We start from the raw sequence: 18,301 nt of genomic DNA, 5'->3' as shown, positions 1-18,301 counted from the left end.
ATTAGAAACCAGGATTTTGTGTCAGATTGGAGTTGAGCACGATTTCGGATTGCGGAATCGGGAACAGCAAGTGGTTGTCGTCGATGTCGCGGTTGAACGTGGCTTTCTCGATCTGCTTCAGGCGGTTCAGCCGGATCAGGTCGTAGCGGCGGTGGCCTTCGTCGCAGAGCTCCCAAGCCCGCTCCTTCACCAACAGATCCACGAAAGCGTCTTTGCTTGTAGCCGTCAGAGGCAGCGGCGCCACGCCGGCCCGCGCCCGTACCTTATTGATGCCCTGGTACTTAGTAACATCGCCCGCATTCAGGTTATTCAACGCTTCTGATTGCATCAGGAGCACGTCGGCAAAGCGGGTGATGAGCCAGTTAACGCGCGAGTCGTTGCCGATGCGGCGGTCGTCGCGGAACTTGTTGAAGTAATACTGGGGCAGCGTAGCGGTACCAGCTTTGTTGCTCAGATTCCAGTCTTTGCGCACATCGTTCGGGACGTAGGAATTCACGAAGGAATCTTCGGCCGTAAACGAAGCAAAACCGCCCAGCGCCGCCGGCAGGTTTTGCCGCACGATGATGTTGCCGACGTTCGGCGGCAGGTCGAACTGCACGGAGAAAATATGCTCCGGGCCGTTTTCCTTGTCCGGCAAAAACACGTCGCCATACACCGGCGACAAGCTGTACAGGTTGGAGTCGATTACGCGGTTGCAGGCCGCCAAAGCGTCTTGGTTGTCAGTGCTTTTGGCATCGGCAGAGCTGCCGCGGGTCAGGTAGACTTTGGCCAACATGGCCGCCGCCGCACCGCTGGAAACGCGGCCTTTGTTGCCCGCTACGATCTGGTTCTCTTTCAGGCAGTTCGTTTCCGCGAATTTCAGGTCGGCAATGATTTGCTCATATACCTGCGCCTTGGCCGTACGGGCCGGCCGCAGGTCGTCGTTGGGCCCCTTCACGGGGTTCAAAATCAGGGGGACATCGCCGAAGCTACGCACCAGTTCAAAGTAACCCAGCGCGCGCAGGAAGTAGGCATTGCCCAGAATGTTGTTTTTGCGGGCCTCGTCCATGCTGATGGGCGGCACCTTCTCGATCACGTCGTTGGCCCTACTGATCATGCGGTAAGTATTTACCCACCAGAACGTTATCTCGCCGTTGTTAGCGGTGTAGGAATAGCGGCTAAGCTCGGCACGGTCGCCGGTGGTGGCGCCCACTACGGCCATGTATTCGCCGGGCAGCTCCGTGACCAGCCACACCGTGCGGCCGTAGTGCGTCTGGGCCTGCATCGTGCTGAACACGCCGTTGAGGCCAGCAATGGCGTCGCTTTCGTTTTGGTAAAAGTTGGTACCCGTCAGGAAATCATAGGGCTTTTCCTCCAGAAATTTCTCGCAGGAAGAGAAAAGCCCAAGCGAACATATGCCGAGAAGAATGATCTTCTTTTTCATGTCAGTAAAGATTGATACTTAGCTAGTTATTAGAATCCGATCTTCACACCAGCAATGAATGTGCGGGTGCTCGGGAAGGCGTTATAGTCGGTGTTTAGGCTCAAGCCGGAGTTGCCAAACGAGTTGACTTCGGGGTCGTAGCCGGAGTATTTGGTAATCGTGATCAGGTTCTGGCCGGTCACGTAGATGCTGGCCGATTTCACGGTACCCGTTACGGTTTCGGGCAGCGGCAGCTTAAAGGAGATGGTGGCCGTTTTCAGGCGCACGAAGCTGCCGTTCTCTACGATGTCGCTGGTAATGCCAGTGTTGCGGCGCACCACGCTGTTGGCCTTCGGAATGGTGTTGCTGGTGCCGGGGCCGGTCCAGCGATTTACCACCGTTGCCAGCTTATTGGTCGTCGTAAAGCCCGATTCCAGTTCGTAGCGGTTTAGGTTCAGCACGTCCGAACCCTGCACGCCCTGAATGAAGATGTTCAGCCCTACGGGCCCGAAATTGAAGCCGTTGGTGATGCCGTAAATAAACTTCGGCTGGGCCCGCCCGATGATGGTGCGGTCGTTGGCGTCAATCTTCTTGTCCCCGTTCAGGTCGGCGTAGCGTGGGTCGCCGGGGCGCACCACGTTGGTGATGCCGCTGGCGGTGATCTCCTCTGGCGTTTGCCAGATGCCCAAGAATTGGTAGCCGAAGAACGAACCGATCGGCTCGCCGACGCGCAGTACGCTGGTAGCGCCCGTGGCGCCGGGGAAAATGCTGGTGCTCGACTGGCCCACAAAGCGCTGGAATTCACCGTTTAGGTCGAGGACTTTGTTGCGATTGAGCGAGAAGTTGAGGTTGGTGTTCCAGGAGAATTTCTTGCTGTCGAAGTTTACCGTGTTCAGCGAAAACTCGAAGCCTTTATTCTGCACACTGCCCGCGTTTTGCAGAATGTTGGAGAAGCCCGAAGTCTGCGGAACGGACACCTGCAATAGCAGATCCTTGGTCTTTTTGAAGTAGTAATCGGCCGTTACGCTGATCCGATTTTTCAGAAAGGCGATGTCAACGCCAAAGTCGGAAGCGGCCGTTGATTCCCAGCTCAGGTCGGGGTTTGGGATGTTGGAAGCCGACAAGCCCACCAAGCGCGTGGTGCCCGAGGTGTAAGCATTCAGGCCGTAGCGACCCAGCGACTGATAAGAGCCGATTTCCTGGTTGCCGGTGATGCCATAGCTAGCCCGCAGCTTCAGGTCGCTGATGCTGGTGATGCCCTGCATAAATGGCTCATCAATAACGCGATACGCAAAGGCCGCCGAAGGGAAATAGCCCCACTTATTGTTAGGCCCGAAACGCGAGGAGCCGTCGGCACGCATCGTGAACGTGAACAGGTAGCGCTCAAACAGGCGGTAGTTGACGCGCCCGAAATACGAAGCCAGCGTGTTGGCATTCTTGCCCGAAACCGGCGTCAGCACATTGGCCCCGATGCCAATGTTGTCGCTTCCTAATGCGTTGGTAAAGAAGTTATTAGCCGAAGCACTGTAGTTCTCGTTTACAAACTGCTGGAAGGTCAGACCCGCGACCACGTTCAGGGCATTGTTTTCGTTGAGCTTGCGGTCGTAAGTCAGCGTATTTTCATTGAGCCAGCTGTAGTTGTTTACCGAAGCTTTCGTGGCCGAACCGTTCGTGTTTTGGCCCACATACACCGTGGACGGGATGTACTGATTGCGCTGGTTGTTGAACAAGTCGGCGCCCGCCGCGATCCGCAGCTTCAGACCTTCAATGATTTGGTATTCGCCAGCCAAGTTGAGCAAGCCCCGCAAGGTGGTCAGGTTGTCGCGCGAACCTTTGGCGTAGGCAACCGGGTTGCCGGCAATTTCGACGGCCGGCAGCGGCTGGTTCTGGAAAGTATAATCGCCGTTGGCATCCTTCACGGGCTGAATGGGGCTGAAACGCAAGGCATCCAGCACCACGCCGCCGTTGCTGCCGCCGTTGGTGTTCACCGACGTGATCTTCTGGAGCGTGCGGGAAATCTGGCTCGAAAATGTAACGTTGATCTTGTTGCTCACCTTCTTATCCAGGTTTAGGCGCACCGAGCCGCGCTGGAAGCCGGAGTTCAGAATGATGCCCTGCTGATCGAAGTAGTTGAAGCTCAGGTTGTAGCGTGTGTCTTCGTTTCCGCCGTTAAAGCCCAGTTGGTAGTTGCTCATCCGGCCCTGCCGAAAAATGGCATCCTGCCAATCGGTGCCTTTATCCATGGCGGCAATCTGCTGCTGGGTGTAGGGCAGCGCCGTGGTCGTCTTGTTTTCCAGGTTGTTGAGCGTCTGAACATCGTTCAGGTAGCTGGCAAACTGCGGCGCGTTCATCAGATCGTACTTTTTGCGCACGTTGCTGATGCCGGTATAAGCCTCAAAGCTGATGGTGTTCTTTCCGGCCTTGCCTTTTTTGGTGGTAATAATCACAACGCCATTGGCGCCGCGGCTGCCGTAAATGGCTGTAGCCGAGGCATCTTTCAGTACCTCAATCGATTCGATATCGCTGGGGTTGATGGAGTTGAGATCGCCGGCGCCCGGAAAGCCGTCTACCACAAACAGCGGCTCGTTACCGGAGTTAATAGAGTTGGTACCCCGAATCCGGATCGAGACGTTGCCGCCCGGCTCCGAGTTGGTTTGCGTCACCTGCACGCCGCTCACGCGGCCCTGCAAAATCTGGTCGGCCCGCGCGATAGGCGTTTCGGCCACCTGCTCGGCCGTGACCGAGGCCACGGAGCCGGTTACGTCGCGCTTGCGCTGGGTACCGTACCCAACCACCACCACATCATTCAGGGCTGTGGTTTTTTCTTTCAGCGTCACGTCTACCGTCGAGCCACTGCCGAGGCGGGCTTCCGTGGCATCGTACCCAATGGATGAGAACACCAGCACCCCATCGCCGGAAGCAGGAACGGCAAGCGTAAACTTGCCGTCGTTGTCAGTGGCCGTGGCCGTTGTCGTTCCTTTTAACACTACCGAGACGCCAGGTAGCGGCGACTTATCGGTGCCGCTAAATACCCTGCCTGTCACTTGTCGGGTCTGCCCTTGCGCGGTCAGGGCAATTACGGATGCGAGTAGCATCAAAAAGAGGCGAATTCTGTTCATAGCCGATCCTATTAACTCTATTAATTATAGGTTTTGGATGGCAAGTACAGGAAACTCAACTTGGTGAAATGCGAAACCGAAGTGTTTTTTTACGAAAACGTTTGCGAAGACGTTTGCGGGCTGTATTTTTTGTCCTAAACTAATATTTTTATAACTATTCTTGGGTAAAACAGGAGTTGTAAAAGCAAGTTTTTGCCTAACCTTGCGATAGTTCGCCCAAAACAGGCCGCACAAAAGAAGCTGGCGTTGTACGGAAGCTAGATTCAACTGGGATAATGCTTTACTTGACCCATCTCAACCAGAGTAGGCTTTTGGAGTACTTCTTCGCATCATCGTTATGGCTTCCGTCAATCTGAAAAGGCTTGCGCAGGAATTAAACCTGTCCATTTCTACCGTATCCAGGGCTTTGAGCGATAGCTACGAAGTCTCGCAGGAAACCAAAGATCGGGTGCGCGCACTGGCGCAACAGCTTAATTATGAGCCCAATCCGTACGCCAGCAGCTTGCGGCGGCAGCGCAGCAAAACCATTGGGGTAGTCATCCCAGAGGTTGCTAACAACTTTTTCTCGCTGGCAATCAACGGCATAGAGGAGATCGCCCGCCACAACGGCTACCATGTACTCATCTACCTCACCCACGACGACTACAGCCGCGAGCTGTCCATTGCCCAACATTTGGCCAGCGGCCGCGCCGACGGCATTTTGATGTCGGTGGCCAGCGAAAGCCTGGACTTTTCGCACCTCGACATCCTGAAAACCAAGAACGTACCTCTCGTTTTCTTCGATCGGGTGTGCGAAGAGATTGCCACCGCCAACGTAACCACCGACGACTACGACAGCGGCTATAAGGCCACGGAGCACCTGATTTCGGTGGGCTGCCGATCGATAGCTTACTTATTGGTATCCAGCAACTTATCCATTGGCCAGAAACGCATGCAAGGCTACCTCGATGCCTTGCGCGATCACGGCTTGGCCGCCGACGCCGACCTTGTAGTGAACGGCGGCAACGAGCACGAGCAGAACGTGGCCCTCATCAAGGCATTGTTGCAGCGCCGGCCGGATATCGACGGTCTTTTTGCTTCGGTAGAAAGCCTTGCCATGAGTAGCTACCAAGCCTGCCAGGATTTGCAACTCTCTATTCCACAAGACATTAAAATCATCAGCTTTTCCAACCTGGAAATTGCGGCGTTGCTGGGCCCGTCTCTCACTACCATCACCCAACCTGCCTACGACATTGGCAAGGAGGCCGCCAAAATCCTGTTTCAGGCCATCACCAAAAACAGACCGGTTTTGCCAAGTCACAGCGTCGAGCTGAAATCGGAGCTTATCGTAAGGGGCTCTACCACAGTTGCTTACAAACCAACTCCTACAGCTAATCAACCTACCGAGGCCAGCTAAGCGGTTAGCATTGGCCCACGGCGGTAGCAAACCCTGCACAGGAGGCCCTAGGCGGCAGACGGATGAAGTGCCCGTATTAATTTATGGGCCAGCAGACGCGAGGATGCAGCGAAACCAGAACCGCGACCGTAGAAAGGGAATATTCCGACGAAGTCCCTTTCGATATGACACCTCAATTCCTCTTTGCCACGGGCATCGAAAACAGCAATCCCACGATTCAGGGCGGCAAAGTCCGCGTGGATGAGATGGAAAAATGCGGCCATTACGAACACTGGCGCACCGATTTCGACCTGGTGCAGGAGTTGGGCATTTCGTTTCTGCGCTACGGCCCGCCTATTCACACCACGTTTCTGGGACCCGGCAAATACGACTGGACTTTTGCGGACAAAACCTTCAACGACCTGCGTCGGCGCGACATCGTGCCCATCGTGGATCTGTGCCACTTCGGGGTGCCCGATTGGATTGGCAATTTCCAGAATCCCGATTTTCCGGTCCTGTTCGCGGGGTACGCCTGCGATTTTGCGAAGCGCTACCCGTGGGTACAACTCTACACACCTGTCAATGAGATGTACATCTGCGCGGAGTTTTCGGCGTTGTTTGGGTGGTGGAACGAGCAGCTCCACTCCGACCAGAGCTTTGTAACGGCACTCAAGAATATTGTGAAAGCCAACGTGTTGGCTATGCGTGCCATTGCCAAAATGCGCCCCGATTCCATCTTTATCCAGAGCGAATCGTCGGAATATTTTCACGCCGAAAACCCGGCCGCCATTCACCCGGCGGAGCTGATGAACTCCCGCCGGTTTTTGTCGCTCGACCTAAACTACGGCCGCCGCGTCGATTCGGAGATGTATGAATACCTGATGGACAACGGCATGACGCGGGCAGAATACCATTTCTTTTTGCGCAATAACCTCAAGCACCAGTGCATCATGGGCAACGACTACTACCGCACCAACGAGCACCGCGTGTGCGCCGACGGTACCACCCGCGCTGCAGGCGAAGTATTTGGCTATCACGTTATTACGCGCCAATACCACGACCGCTACCGGCTGCCCGTCATGCACACCGAAACCAACTTGTGGCAGGGTCCCTGCGGCGACGAGGCCGTAAATTGGCTCTGGAAAGAATGGGCCAATGTACTACGCGTACGCAACGACGGTGTGCCCATCGTGGGCTTTACATGGTACTCCCTCACCGATCAGGTAGATTGGGATACGGCGCTGCGCGAAAACAACGGCAAGGTCAATCCCTTGGGGCTCTTCGACTTAGACCGTAAAATTCGGCCCGTTGGGGAAGCCTATAAGCAGTTGATCAAGGACTGGCGGCAGGTGTTGCCGGCTCAAAGCGTGTGCCTGCAAGTGCCCATCATCATGCCCAGCGAAAGCAACGAAGAATGGGCGCAGGAAAAACAAGACCAAGCCCAAAAAGCTCAGGAAGACCACTCGACGGCACCAGCCAATGTAGCGTCGGTCGAACCATAAGCGGCTTATAGCCAATAATTTATCTAACATCTGATAATCTTCCGGGGGCAAAAGGGTTGGCTCATGGCTCAACCCTTCGCCCCTTTTTGCGCGTACATCGTTAGCTCCGAAGGGCTTGCGGGTGGTATGCGGGCCCGTGGCTTACCTTATCCTGCTCTATGGTTCACGACTTGCAACGCGTACTTTCTGATTACTGGGAACAGTTTTTATACCTGGCACCCAAGCTGTTAATTGCTTTAGTAGTAGTATCGCTGACGATATTTATTGCCAACCGCATCAGTACGGTGGTGGGCCGGCGGCTCCAGCGACAGTCGCACGACGCATTGCTGGCCGAGTTTCTGACGCGCCTGAGCAAGTGGGTGCTGTTGCTGGCTGGGGTGCTGCTGGCCATGCAGGTGATCGGCATGTCGGGAGTGGTGACGGGGCTGGTGGCGGGCGCCGGCCTCTCGGCATTCATCGTGGGTTTCGCTCTGAAAGACATAGCCGAAAACTTTCTGGCGGGCGTGGTGCTGGCGTTCAACCGACCCTTCCGCATCCACGACACGGTGCAAATCAAGGACTTACTGGGCCATGTGGAGGCGCTTAACCTGCGCACCACACTTATCAAAACGTTCGACGGCAAACATATCTATCTGCCCAATGCCATGGTGCTGCGCGAGCCGCTCGTCAACTTCACCCGCGACGGCTACATCCGGCAGGATTTCCTGGTGAGCCTCGACTACAGCCCCGACCCCAACCCCGACCGGGCTATCGACCTGATTATCAACTATGTCAATAGTAAAAAGGATGTCGCCAGCACCGAGGAGCACGTCAACTACATCACCCTCGAAAAAAGCACCGGCACCACCGCCGACCTGCGCGTGTATTTCTGGACGTTTTCGGAAGACTACCGTCGGCAAGTGCTTGAGCTCAAAAGCGACCTGATGAAAGAGATCCGAAGCAAGCTGCTAGAAGCCGGTTTTGCTCAGCCGGCTACGGTGCAGTAAACCTGCCTCGCACGCTTTTTGCAGACCGCGCGGTGTAGCTCACTTGCCTTTCATCTTCATTGCTATACCTTGAGCGGCAGAAGCTTGCCCAAGCCCCAGGTATAACGCGTCCTTGTTCCGCGCCCGATGCCCAGACGTACCTTCCACCGTGTGCTCAACCCGTTGCTGCTGTGGCGCCTCCGGCACATCAACGACCGGGTCTACCTGATCATCCTGAGCGTCATGGTGGGATTGCTGGCGGGCCTGGCCGCTGTGCTGCTGAAAACGTCGGTACACCACACCCAGGACTTGCTAAACACTTGGGTACCAGAACAATACCGAGTATTCACGCTTTCCCTGTACCCAATCATCGGGATCGGGCTTTCGGTGCTATTTACGCAGTACTTTCTGGGCGGCAACCTGAGCCGCGGCATTGGACCTATTATTTATAACATCGCCCGCCAAGGCAGCGTGGTACCCCGCAGCAAGCTGTATTCGCAGCTTATAAGCTCTTATCTCACAGTTACTTTCGGAGGCTCGGCAGGTTTGGAGGCCCCGATTTCGGTAACGGGTTCTGCCATTGGCTCCAACCTGGCGCGCATCCTGCGCATCGGGCGGCGCGAGCGGCGTCTACTGGTGGGGTGTGGAGCGGCGGCGGGCGTGGCGGCCATTTTCAACAGCCCCATTGCGGGCGTGCTGTTTGCGGTGGAAGTGATTTTGTCGGAGCTGTCGGCGCCGTTTTTTATTCCCTTATTGATTTCTTCGGCCACGGCCACCGTGGTCTCGAAGGCGCTGTACGCCGGGCAGCCGTTCGTGCTAATTACCACGAGCTGGCCGGTCGAGGGCATCCCATTTTACGTTATGCTGGGCCTGTTTACGGCCCTGCTCTCGGTATATATGATTCGGGTGTATTTCGCGGCCGAAAAGCTGTTTGAACGCTGGCACGGCAACTTCCGCAAGGTGCTGCTGGGAGGCTTGGCGCTAGGCTTGCTGGTGTTTATTTTCCCGCCGCTTTACGGTGAAGGCTACAATATCGTGCAGCTGTTGCTCAGCGGCCAAGCCTCACACCTCGTCGATGGGTCGCTGTTTTCGGTGTACCGCGACGAGAGCATCTGGCTGGTGCTGGTGGTGGCCGTGGGCAGTATGTTGCTGAAGGTGGTGGCCACCACCATTACGGTGGGCTCGGGGGGCAATGGCGGCATGTTTGGCTCGTCGTTATTTGTGGGGGCGCTGGCCGGCTTCATTTACGCCCGGCTGATTAACATGAGCGGCGTGTACCCGATTTCGGAAGTGCATTTCATCGTGCTGGGCATGGCCGGCATGTTGGCGGGCGTTATTCACGCCCCACTGACGGCCATCTTCCTCATCGCGGAGATTACCGGCGGTTACGCGCTTTTCGTGCCCTTGATGGTGGTGGCATCCAGCTCGTACTTGGTGACGCGCTACTTCGAGCCGTATTCGGTTTATACCCGCAAACTCGTGAAGCGCGGCGTGTACATGCACGCCGACCGCGACCGCGGCCTGCTTTCGCAGCTCGATTTGCTGGCGTTGGTACAAACCGATTTTGTGCCCGTGCACCCCGACAGCACCCTCGGCGACTTGGTGACCGTCTTCCGGCACGCCACGCGCAACCTGTTTCCAGTGGTTGATGACGACGGGCACCTCGCCGGAATCGTAACCCTGGATACGGTGCGCGATGCCCTCTTCGACGACGAGCACTACACAACCACGCGCGTCCGCGACCTGATGAGCGAGCCGCCCGCCGTGGTCAATACCGACGATACCATGCTGGACACGCTGCGCTGCATGGAGCAGGTAGATGCCTGGGCGCTGCCCGTGCTCAATCAGGGCCGCTACATCGGCTTTATTCTGAAAACTACTATCCTAGCCAATTACCGGCGGCAGCTTCTGAAGGAAACGGAGTAACTATTTGTTAATCAAATAGTTATAAACATCAGCTTAGGCGCTGACAGCCGGTCATACTTCCTCCCTCTCCGGCTCGCCGGGGGTCATCAACAGGCCCACCATCATCATCAGACCGGTTAGCAAAATCACGACGAACAGGATGTTTTCGCTAATCTGGCCAATGTTGTGCGTAGCCGGAATACTGTAGTATAACAAAATGGTAATAAGGCCTTTAGGCGCAATAAAAAGCTCCGGAATGAGATCGGTGCGGGCGATATAGCGCAGGTAGAAAAAGCGAATCACGGTCAGGACAGCTACTACCGTCAGCCCTTGCAGCAACAGCTTGCCACTCAAGAGGTTACCCAGCGTAATGGAGTAGCCGAACAGCAAAAAGAAGAACGTCCGGATCAGGAACGCCGATTCGGCGGTGATGCTTTTGAGCTGGTGCAGTTCCTCGCTCAGGCGTTCGGGCCGAAACCAGCGCTTCAGTCTTGGGCCTTTCAGAAACATCTGGGCGTTGTTGACCGCCAAACCAAATACCAGCACCAGCAGCAACGACGACAGATGCAGCTCTTTCGACAGGCTGTACATCAGAATCAGGAACGCAAAAATCAGGAAGAACTTGATATGCAGCCGAATACGATCGAGCAGAAAGGCCAATACGGCCGTACTCACCACGGCCACCAGCAGGATGGCGATCACGTTGCGGGAGAACGTCACGATCGACGTACCCTGGGCGAAATTCTCCTGGAGCGCAAAGTTGAAAAACATGATTCCCAGAATGTCGGAAAACGTGCTTTCGTAAATGATAAACTCCTGTTTCTCACCTTGTAAGTTTGCCACGCTCGGAATCGCAACGGCACTGCTAATCACGGCCAGCGGCACGGCATTCACGAGGCAGCTTTGAAACGAAGCGCCTACATAAGCTTCCAGCAGCAGGGCAATGGCCACCGACTGCACCAGCAAAATGAAGGCCGCCGCAAAAAACGAGCGCCGCACCAATGCGCCTTTGTCGCGGGAGAGTTTCAGGTTCAGTGACTCTTCTAATACGATCATGATCAACCCGATAATCCCGAACAACTCCAGCACGACCTGGGGAATGGTGAAGGAAAAATCAGCGTATTCGGCGGCTTGGCGCAGGGCAATGCCGGTGAGCAGCAGCATAAGCACCGACGGAATTTTGGTGGCCCGCGCCGCCAAATCAAACAGGTACGACAGGATGACGGCGATACTCAGGCCTATCAGGATGGAATACGGACCCATGCGCTAGAGTTTGAGGTAACGATTCGAAAACTATACGGGCGAATGGGTTATACCGCCGAGTTGCGGCCGGACGCACCCAAATCCTCAGCCCGTTTTGGCTTCACTTGGCCGAGCAAAATCAGCTTACTTTGCGGCGTGTTGTCCACTTCTCTTTCTGCTTCTGTTGTCGTGATTGGGGGCGGTCCGGCGGGGCTGCTGGCGGCTGAGCGGCTGGCCGAAGCCGGCCACCAAGTAACGCTTTACGAAGCTCAAGCTACTGTGGGCCGTAAGTTTTTGGTGGCCGGCCACGGCGGCTTCAACCTGACCAACAGCGAACCGCTGCCTGACTTTGCGCCGCGCTACGGCTTGCAACGAACACAGTTTGCTGAGTATCTCAACTATTTCTCTCCCAATGACTTGCGCCAATGGGCTGCGGCATTGGGCATCAATACGTTTGTGGGCACTAGTGGGCGCATTTTCCCTACCGAAGAGCACAAGCCCGCGCAGCTCTTGCGGGCTTGGGTGGAGCGTTTGCAACAGCTTAATGTTCAGCTATTTACAAAGCACCGTTGGCTGGGGTTTACACCGAATAACGGCCTGCTGCTCCGCGACGAAGCCACCGGACGCGAGATGGAAACCCAAGCTGCCGCAACGGTACTGGCACTGGGCGGCGCTAGTTGGGCCAAAACCGGCTCCGATGGGCGCTGGGCCAGCATCTTAGAACACATTGGTATCCAGTGCGTTGCGTTTGCACCTTCCAATTGCGGGGCAGAAGTGCCGTGGTCGGCCTTTTTCCGGGAGAAGGTAGGGCGGGCACCGCTCAAGAACATTGCCCTGCGTTGTGGCACCGATGCGGCCCGGGGCGAGCTTTTGCTCACGGACTACGGTGTAGAAGGCACGCCGGTGTATGCCCTTACGCCGGCGTTGCGTGCAGCCCTGGCCCACAACTCAACCGCGCAGCTGGTACTGGATTTGAAGCCAGATCTATCTGATGCACAACTTCTTGAGAAGCTGCGCAAACCCCGTGGCGGCAAGTCGCTGGCTACTTTTCTGCAACAAACGCTGCGCCTGGCTGCCCCCGTCCTGACGCTGCTGCGCGAAGTAGCGCCAGCCGAAGCGCTGGCCACGCCCGAAGCCTTGGCGCGGCGGCTGCGGCAAGTGCCGCTCCCGGTTACGTCGCTCCGCCCCCTGGATGAAGCCATTTCAACGGCCGGCGGCGTGGCGTGGGAGGAAGTTGATGAGCACCTGATGCTGCGGCGCCGGCCCGGTACCTTTGTGGCCGGCGAAATGCTCGATTGGGAAGCCCCAACGGGTGGCTACCTGCTTCAGGGCTGCTTTAGCACCGGCGCGTGGGTCGCGCGCGGCGTGCATCGTTGGCTGACGCAACAACAATAAGCCGATCGGCTTCATCAGCGGATCGGCTTAGCAATTGATTATCAGAAATTTACTTTTCGATTCTGTTTATCTCGGCGGCGGCCAGAATGCGTTTGGCTTCTTCCAGCAATTGTTCGCCGGGGTTCAGCTGTTTGCGGCAAATAAGGGCAAACAGAATGAAGAAAGAGAAGATAGGCAGCACGCAGCCCAGCGCAAACCACAGCCAAAACGAGCGCCCATAGCTATACGCACAGTAGCCCGTGGTGAGCGGCAGAAACGACAGTGCGCATACGAACCCAAACAGTAAATCGACAAACATGACAGCGGCGTTTGCGCGGGCAACTTATTCTCCGAAGATACACGAGACCAGGACGTTTCACAACTCGATTCGTCGCCTTTCCGGCACAATAACCTGCGCCGCCTTCAGATGTTATACGAGACTGGCCGAAATGTTGCGGTAGAATTTGTTAACGTCTGGTGCTTTTTCACGTATTTCTCAAACCGCACCTGCCCCACCGTTTTTCCGCCCGACCCATACCCCTATGTGGGAACACCAGAGTCTGTTTCGCGTCACGGCCCAGTTATTTGCCGAAGGCGTTTTCAATCTACTTGATCGCAATCTAAAGCCTGAAGTGCTCTTGTTGGGCTTCGCCTCGGCCAAAGAAGGCGACGAGCCCATGGCCGTGGTAGTAGAGCCCCAAAAACACCGCTATTCGCCCGCCGATTTTGCCGATGTAAAGTTGCGCGCCGCGGCCCTCGAAGCCGATGGCCCCCGCGAGGTAGTGTACCACCTGCACCCCGGCGACCACGACCGCTTCGAAAAACTTCGCTGGTACGAGTTGCTGCGCCGCGCCACCGAAACTACACTGCGGGAAAAGGCCATTGAGCGCAACGAAGACCGCCTTACCTTCTGCTCCTTGCCGGTGAGTGTGCACGGCTACCTGGTGCTGGTGGTGTTGCAGCTGTCGACCGAAACATTGAGCAGCTACTATCACCTGCCGGTGGTGAGTGGGCCGCGGGCCTCGTCGCTGCTGGCGGCGGCGGTGCAGGAATTTTTGCAGGATTGTGCCCGCGCCCTGCGCGAATCGGATACCGACGACGAAGACCACCCCGTACTCGACCGCGACTACAACGAAGTGCTCCGTGCCGCGGGCCGACGCTTTATGCTGCGTGTGGCCGCGGGCACGCACGGCCTCTACGATGCTTGCAACGGCGTGGCCGCGCTGCGCCACGAGGGCGACGAAGGTGTAGGTACTATGTTGGTAGTCAGGCGCCACCACCCGGCGGTGGTGCCTGTGCTGACGTTGGAAAACCCGATTCCGCTACGCGACCACCGTTCCATCCGGAAGCTGCTCGAACTCAGCGAGGACCGCACTTCCCTGATCACCGACGCCACCGACGTATTTGGCTTGGGCTACCTAGTCGAGCCCGACGACCCGCAGTACGAGCCGGTGTTTACGGTGCATTTCACGAAACACTACAGCTGGGAACTGAGCCACGACCGCAACCTGATGATGAAGGTCGTGTCGAATACGCCGCGTTTGCCGCAGGGCACCATCGACGCCGAAAACTTCGCCCGCGCCGTAAAGCGGGTGTTTCCTTCGGTGGACGAAGCCGGCATCTCCTATCTCTGGCAACTCACGCAAAAGGCCACTTCCCAGACCAACGGCACCATCCTCGTCATTTCGGAAGGGGCGGCTAAAGAGGCCGTTCGCCTAACGCGGCAAAGCTTCCGCGTTTCGCCGCGCCTGATGACGCCCACCGTGCTCCGTCTGGTCACCAACATCGACGGTGCCGTCCTTATCGAGCCTTCCGGCGTTTGCTATGCCATCGGCGTCATTCTGGACGGCTTAGCGACCGAAAAAGGCGATTCTTCCCGCGGCTCGCGCTATAATTCGGCCCTGCGTTATGTGGAAAGCAGCCGCTACGCTTGTCTGGCGGTAGTCGTCAGCGAGGACGGCTTGATTGATCTTCTGCCGCCCGTTCGCAAGTAATTGATTATCAATTAATTATACAATACATAAAAAAGCCCCGCCTCAACTGAGGCGGGGCTTTTTTATGTGGCTGAGGTTACCCGTTTACCGAGTTCATCATAGCTTCCGGGTAGCGGGTACCCGCTGCGGCACCTTTCGGCGCGATTTCGTCGATGCGGTGCAGCTCTTCAGGAGTCAGTTTTACGTCGAGGGCGCCTACATTTTCCTCTAGATAGCTTACCCGTTTCGTACCCGGAATAGGCACGATGTCATTGCCTTGCGCCAGCACCCAGGCCAACGCTAACTGGCCAGGTGTGCAGCCTTTTTGCTCGGCTAACTGCTTAATGCTGGCCACCAGATCGAGGTTGCGCTGGAAATTTTCGCCCTGAAACCGCGGGGTAAAACGCCGGTAATCGTCGGGAGCCAGATCTTCAAACTTTTGGATTTGGCCCGTCAGAAATCCGCGGCCCAGCGGGCTGTAAGGCACAAAGCCGATACCCAGTTCACGGCAAGTTTGCAGGGCACCGTCTTCGGGATCGCGGCTCCAAAGCGAGTATTCGCTTTGCAACGCGGCAATGGGATGCACCGCATGCGCCCGGCGGATGGTATCGGGGGCGGCTTCCGATAGCCCGATGTGCCGCACTTTGCCCTCTTTCACTAGCTCAGACAGCGCACCAACCGTTTCTTCGATGGGCGTGTTGGGGTCGACGCGGTGCTGGTAGTAAAGGTCGATGTAGTCGGTGCCGAGGCGGCGCAGGCTGTTTTCACAGGCTTGCTTCACGTATTCGGGACGGCCGTTGATGCCGCGCACGTTCGGGTCGTTGGGGTCGCGCACGATGCCGAACTTCGTGGCAATGACCACCTTATCGCGTTTGCCCTGAAACGCCTTCCCGACGAGCTCTTCGTTTTTGAAGGGCCCGTACATGTCGGCCGTGTCGAAGAAAGTGATGCCCAGATCCAGGGCGCGCTGCAACGTGCGGGTGCTTTCCGCGTCGTCGCGGCCGCTGTAAAAATCGGACATGCCCATGCAGCCTAAGCCGAGGGCCGATACTTGTAAGCCGTTGCGGCCCAAGGTGCGAGTTTCCATAGGGATGAGTAGTTTTTTGGTGGAAGGTCGGAAGCCAGAATAACCGACAGCAGCCGTATTAGTTGCGCCGACTTGGCCTCGTAAGCCAGTTGACCTTCTCAAATCGCTGTCTTTCACCCTTCAGCACTCGTTTCCGTTAAAGGACAAACCCATTCCCTATGCCCGTCCGCCCCCAACCCGTACTCCGTACTCCTTCCTTCGATGCCGACGAGCGGCTGCGCTGGGTAGAACGCGTTGCCCGCCTCATGGACAGCCAGTTTCAGCTGCCCGGCACGTCCTTTCGCTTCGGCCTCGACCCGATATTGGGGCTGATTCCCATCGTTGGCGACTTGTCGACGTTTGCCGTTTCCGGGGCGCTCATCCTGACCATGATGCGGCACGGCGCCAGCGGCAGCGTGGTCGTGCGCATGCTCCTCAACGTACTGATTGACACCATCATAGGCGCTGTTCCCATCTTAGGCAATATCTTCGACTTCGCCTACAAAAGCAACGACCGTAATGTGGCGCTGCTGCGTCGGCATTACGCCGAAGGCCGGCACCAAGGCAGTGGTAAAGGCCTGATGGCGTTGGTGTTAGTGGGCTTTGTGGCATTCTTCGGGCTGCTGATTTGGGGGCTATGGACATTGGGCGTCTGGATGGTGCACTACGGGCAGCAACATTGGCAATAGATTTAGCTGAGTAGCAGGGCACAACGGCACCCGCATAATTGTTCTGGGTGCTGTTACGGTATCGCGATTGCTGCCGTGCTACCTTTGCGCCGTGAAAGTTTCCCGCCTCCTTACCCTACCCTTCTTCCTGCTTCTGATTGCTGCGATGCCTGGCTGCCTTTCGCTCCAGAGCGACGAGCAAAAAGAGGAAGAAGCCGAAAAATCGGTGCTAGCCAAGCACGACGAACTGATGGCCCAGATGGACCAGCTCTACACGCTCCGTCAGCAGCTCCAGAAAGCACCGGTATCGTACATGGCCGTTGTGAGCCAGCGCCGCCGCTCGCTGTTGGCCGCCGACGCGGCCATGATGGGTTGGATGCACCAATACCGCAAGCCCGCCGACACCGTAGCGCACGAGTCGAAGATGAAATACTTCGAGGCACAGCACACCAAAATTGACTCCGTTGCCCGCGTCATGCGCGCCAGCATCGACTCGGCCCAACTAGTTTTGAAGCAGGTCGAGACCACCGCAAAACCCTCCGCTCAATGAAATCCATCTTATTGTATAAGTATTTAATAATAAGCACTTTATCTTTGAGCAGCGCATTCTTATTGCCGGCCTGCTCGGAGAAAAATACGGCCGATGCTGCCGCTAATCAGCTTCCTTACATCGGCGAACGCGAGGTGAAGCCCCGCGCCGATGGCGGCGCGGCGGACACAGTGTACGCGACCATTCCCAACTTTACGCTCACCGACCAAGCCGGCAAAACCGTCACCAACGACACGTTTCGGGGCAAGGTCTACGTGACCGATTTTTTCTTTGCGACCTGCCCTAGCATTTGCCCCAAAATGCAAAGCGAAATGCTGCGCGTGTACGAGAAATACAAAGGCGACCCGCGCGTAGTTTTTCTCTCGCATACCATTGACCCTGAGCACGATTCCATTCCGGTGCTGCGCGATTATGCCGAGCGGCTAGGCGTGAAAGATGCCTCGCGCTGGCACTTTGCCACGGCTCCGCACGATACCATTTTCAACTTGGCCCGCGCTTACATGACCGGCGCCATGCGCGACAAGCAGGCGGCAGGCGGCTTTGCGCACAACGGCACCTTCGCCCTCGTCGATCCGGAGCGCCACGTGCGCGGCCTCTACGACGGCATGGTGCCGGCCGAAGTCGACCGCCTGATTCAAGAGTTGCCCATTCTGCTGCAAGAGGTGGAAGCCTCCAAGAAGGCTAAATGATTTCGCGGTGGCTGCGTTTGGGCGGCACTGCCGTGTTGTTGGGGGTACTGGCAACGGGCTGTTTTACAGAACGTAAGAACGAAGGAGCCCGCCTCTACAAACAAACCTGCGCCAACTGCCACGGCGAGCAGGGCCAGGGTTTGCGCCGCCTGATTCCGCCCTTGGCCGGCGCCGATTACTTGAAGCAACACCGTGCCGAGCTTCCCTGCCTGATTCGGCGCGGTTACAAAGGACAGATGATTGTCAACGGCGTCGACTACAATCAGGTAATGCCTGGTAATGAACCCCTTACCGATTCGCAGATTACCAACATCCTCAATTACATCCAGACGGCCTGGGGCAATAAAGGCGAAGTCTACACCATTCGGGAGGTTTCGCAGCAGCTAGGTGCCTGCAACGGCAGCGACGGCCAATAGCTGATTCGGATGGGGTCAATTTGGGCCGAAATGCCTAGTTTGGCACTACTAATTT

The 18,301-nt window shown here is 56.7% G+C and carries 15 protein-coding genes; 10 read left to right on the top strand and 5 right to left on the bottom strand.

Translation table 11 applies throughout. The features are described from left to right. Nucleotide 1: 1 nt before the first annotated feature. Entirely contained in the window at nucleotides 2-1,423 is a 1,422-nt protein-coding gene (locus tag H9I52_RS08145; RefSeq protein ID WP_187453457.1) for a RagB/SusD family nutrient uptake outer membrane protein, read from the bottom strand. A gap of 29 nt (nucleotides 1,424-1,452) precedes the next feature. After that, nucleotides 1,453-4,521, bottom strand: a complete 3,069-nt coding sequence (locus H9I52_RS08140) for a SusC/RagA family TonB-linked outer membrane protein (RefSeq protein ID WP_139516883.1) — start codon at nucleotides 4,519-4,521, stop codon at nucleotides 1,453-1,455. 337 nt (nucleotides 4,522-4,858) lie between these two features. On the opposite strand from H9I52_RS08140, the gene H9I52_RS08135 reads away from it, so the two are divergent. The 4 genes from H9I52_RS08135 to H9I52_RS08120 all read left to right on the top strand — a co-directional run bounded on the left by H9I52_RS08135 (nucleotide 4,859) and on the right by H9I52_RS08120 (nucleotide 10,289). Then, complete coding sequence (locus H9I52_RS08135) at nucleotides 4,859-5,917, top strand: LacI family DNA-binding transcriptional regulator (protein ID WP_187453456.1); 1,059 nt, start codon at nucleotides 4,859-4,861, stop codon at nucleotides 5,915-5,917. Between the two features lie 164 nt (nucleotides 5,918-6,081). Then, a complete protein-coding gene (locus H9I52_RS08130; RefSeq protein ID WP_187453455.1) occupies nucleotides 6,082-7,398 on the top strand; it encodes a family 1 glycosylhydrolase in 1,317 nt (438 codons plus the stop codon). A gap of 158 nt (nucleotides 7,399-7,556) precedes the next feature. Next, nucleotides 7,557-8,384, top strand: coding sequence for a mechanosensitive ion channel family protein (locus H9I52_RS08125; protein ID WP_187453454.1), 828 nt, complete (start codon nucleotides 7,557-7,559; stop codon nucleotides 8,382-8,384). A gap of 126 nt (nucleotides 8,385-8,510) precedes the next feature. Then, nucleotides 8,511-10,289: a chloride channel protein gene (locus tag H9I52_RS08120; RefSeq protein WP_187453453.1), complete on the top strand. Its 1,779-nt coding sequence runs from the start codon at nucleotides 8,511-8,513 to the stop codon at nucleotides 10,287-10,289. A 51-nt stretch (nucleotides 10,290-10,340) separates the two neighbouring features. Here H9I52_RS08120 and H9I52_RS08115 read toward each other — a convergent pair whose 3' ends face one another. Then, the gene (locus H9I52_RS08115) at nucleotides 10,341-11,531 is read right to left on the bottom strand and encodes a hypothetical protein (RefSeq protein ID WP_187453452.1); all 1,191 of its coding nucleotides are present in this window, start codon (nucleotides 11,529-11,531) and stop codon (nucleotides 10,341-10,343) included. A gap of 42 nt (nucleotides 11,532-11,573) precedes the next feature. On the opposite strand from H9I52_RS08115, the gene H9I52_RS08110 reads away from it, so the two are divergent. Continuing rightward, nucleotides 11,574-12,905 (top strand): TIGR03862 family flavoprotein, encoded by a 1,332-nt coding sequence (locus tag H9I52_RS08110; RefSeq protein ID WP_187453451.1) that lies wholly within the window; start codon nucleotides 11,574-11,576, stop codon nucleotides 12,903-12,905. Between the two features lie 49 nt (nucleotides 12,906-12,954). On the opposite strand, the gene H9I52_RS08105 is transcribed toward H9I52_RS08110, so the two are convergent. Continuing rightward, entirely contained in the window at nucleotides 12,955-13,203 is a 249-nt protein-coding gene (locus H9I52_RS08105; RefSeq protein ID WP_139516876.1) for a hypothetical protein, read from the bottom strand. 223 nt (nucleotides 13,204-13,426) lie between these two features. Between H9I52_RS08105 and H9I52_RS08100 the strand changes: the two genes are divergently transcribed. Continuing rightward, the gene (locus H9I52_RS08100) at nucleotides 13,427-14,878 is read left to right on the top strand and encodes a diadenylate cyclase (RefSeq protein ID WP_139516875.1); all 1,452 of its coding nucleotides are present in this window, start codon (nucleotides 13,427-13,429) and stop codon (nucleotides 14,876-14,878) included. Between the two features lie 76 nt (nucleotides 14,879-14,954). Here H9I52_RS08100 and H9I52_RS08095 read toward each other — a convergent pair whose 3' ends face one another. Beyond that, nucleotides 14,955-15,944 (bottom strand): aldo/keto reductase, encoded by a 990-nt coding sequence (locus H9I52_RS08095; protein ID WP_187453450.1) that lies wholly within the window; start codon nucleotides 15,942-15,944, stop codon nucleotides 14,955-14,957. Nucleotides 15,945-16,102: 158 nt separating this feature from the next. Between H9I52_RS08095 and H9I52_RS08090 the strand changes: the two genes are divergently transcribed. The 4 genes from H9I52_RS08090 to H9I52_RS08075 all read left to right on the top strand — a co-directional run bounded on the left by H9I52_RS08090 (nucleotide 16,103) and on the right by H9I52_RS08075 (nucleotide 18,246). Further along, the gene (locus tag H9I52_RS08090) at nucleotides 16,103-16,612 is read left to right on the top strand and encodes a DUF4112 domain-containing protein (protein ID WP_187453449.1); all 510 of its coding nucleotides are present in this window, start codon (nucleotides 16,103-16,105) and stop codon (nucleotides 16,610-16,612) included. Nucleotides 16,613-16,703: 91 nt separating this feature from the next. Beyond that, nucleotides 16,704-17,141, top strand: coding sequence for a hypothetical protein (locus tag H9I52_RS08085; protein WP_187453448.1), 438 nt, complete (start codon nucleotides 16,704-16,706; stop codon nucleotides 17,139-17,141). Between the two features lie 44 nt (nucleotides 17,142-17,185). Continuing rightward, the gene (locus tag H9I52_RS08080) at nucleotides 17,186-17,830 is read left to right on the top strand and encodes an SCO family protein (RefSeq protein WP_262385991.1); all 645 of its coding nucleotides are present in this window, start codon (nucleotides 17,186-17,188) and stop codon (nucleotides 17,828-17,830) included. Next, the gene (locus tag H9I52_RS08075) at nucleotides 17,827-18,246 is read left to right on the top strand and encodes a c-type cytochrome (protein ID WP_187453446.1); all 420 of its coding nucleotides are present in this window, start codon (nucleotides 17,827-17,829) and stop codon (nucleotides 18,244-18,246) included. Before H9I52_RS08080 ends, H9I52_RS08075 begins: the two co-directional genes overlap by 4 nt. Nucleotides 18,247-18,301 lie beyond the last annotated feature (55 nt).

Source organism: Hymenobacter sp. BT491, assembly GCF_014349165.1.
GTDB classification, from domain to species: domain Bacteria; phylum Bacteroidota; class Bacteroidia; order Cytophagales; family Hymenobacteraceae; genus Hymenobacter; species Hymenobacter jejuensis.
This window is presented reverse-complemented; position numbering and strand designations above follow the sequence as displayed.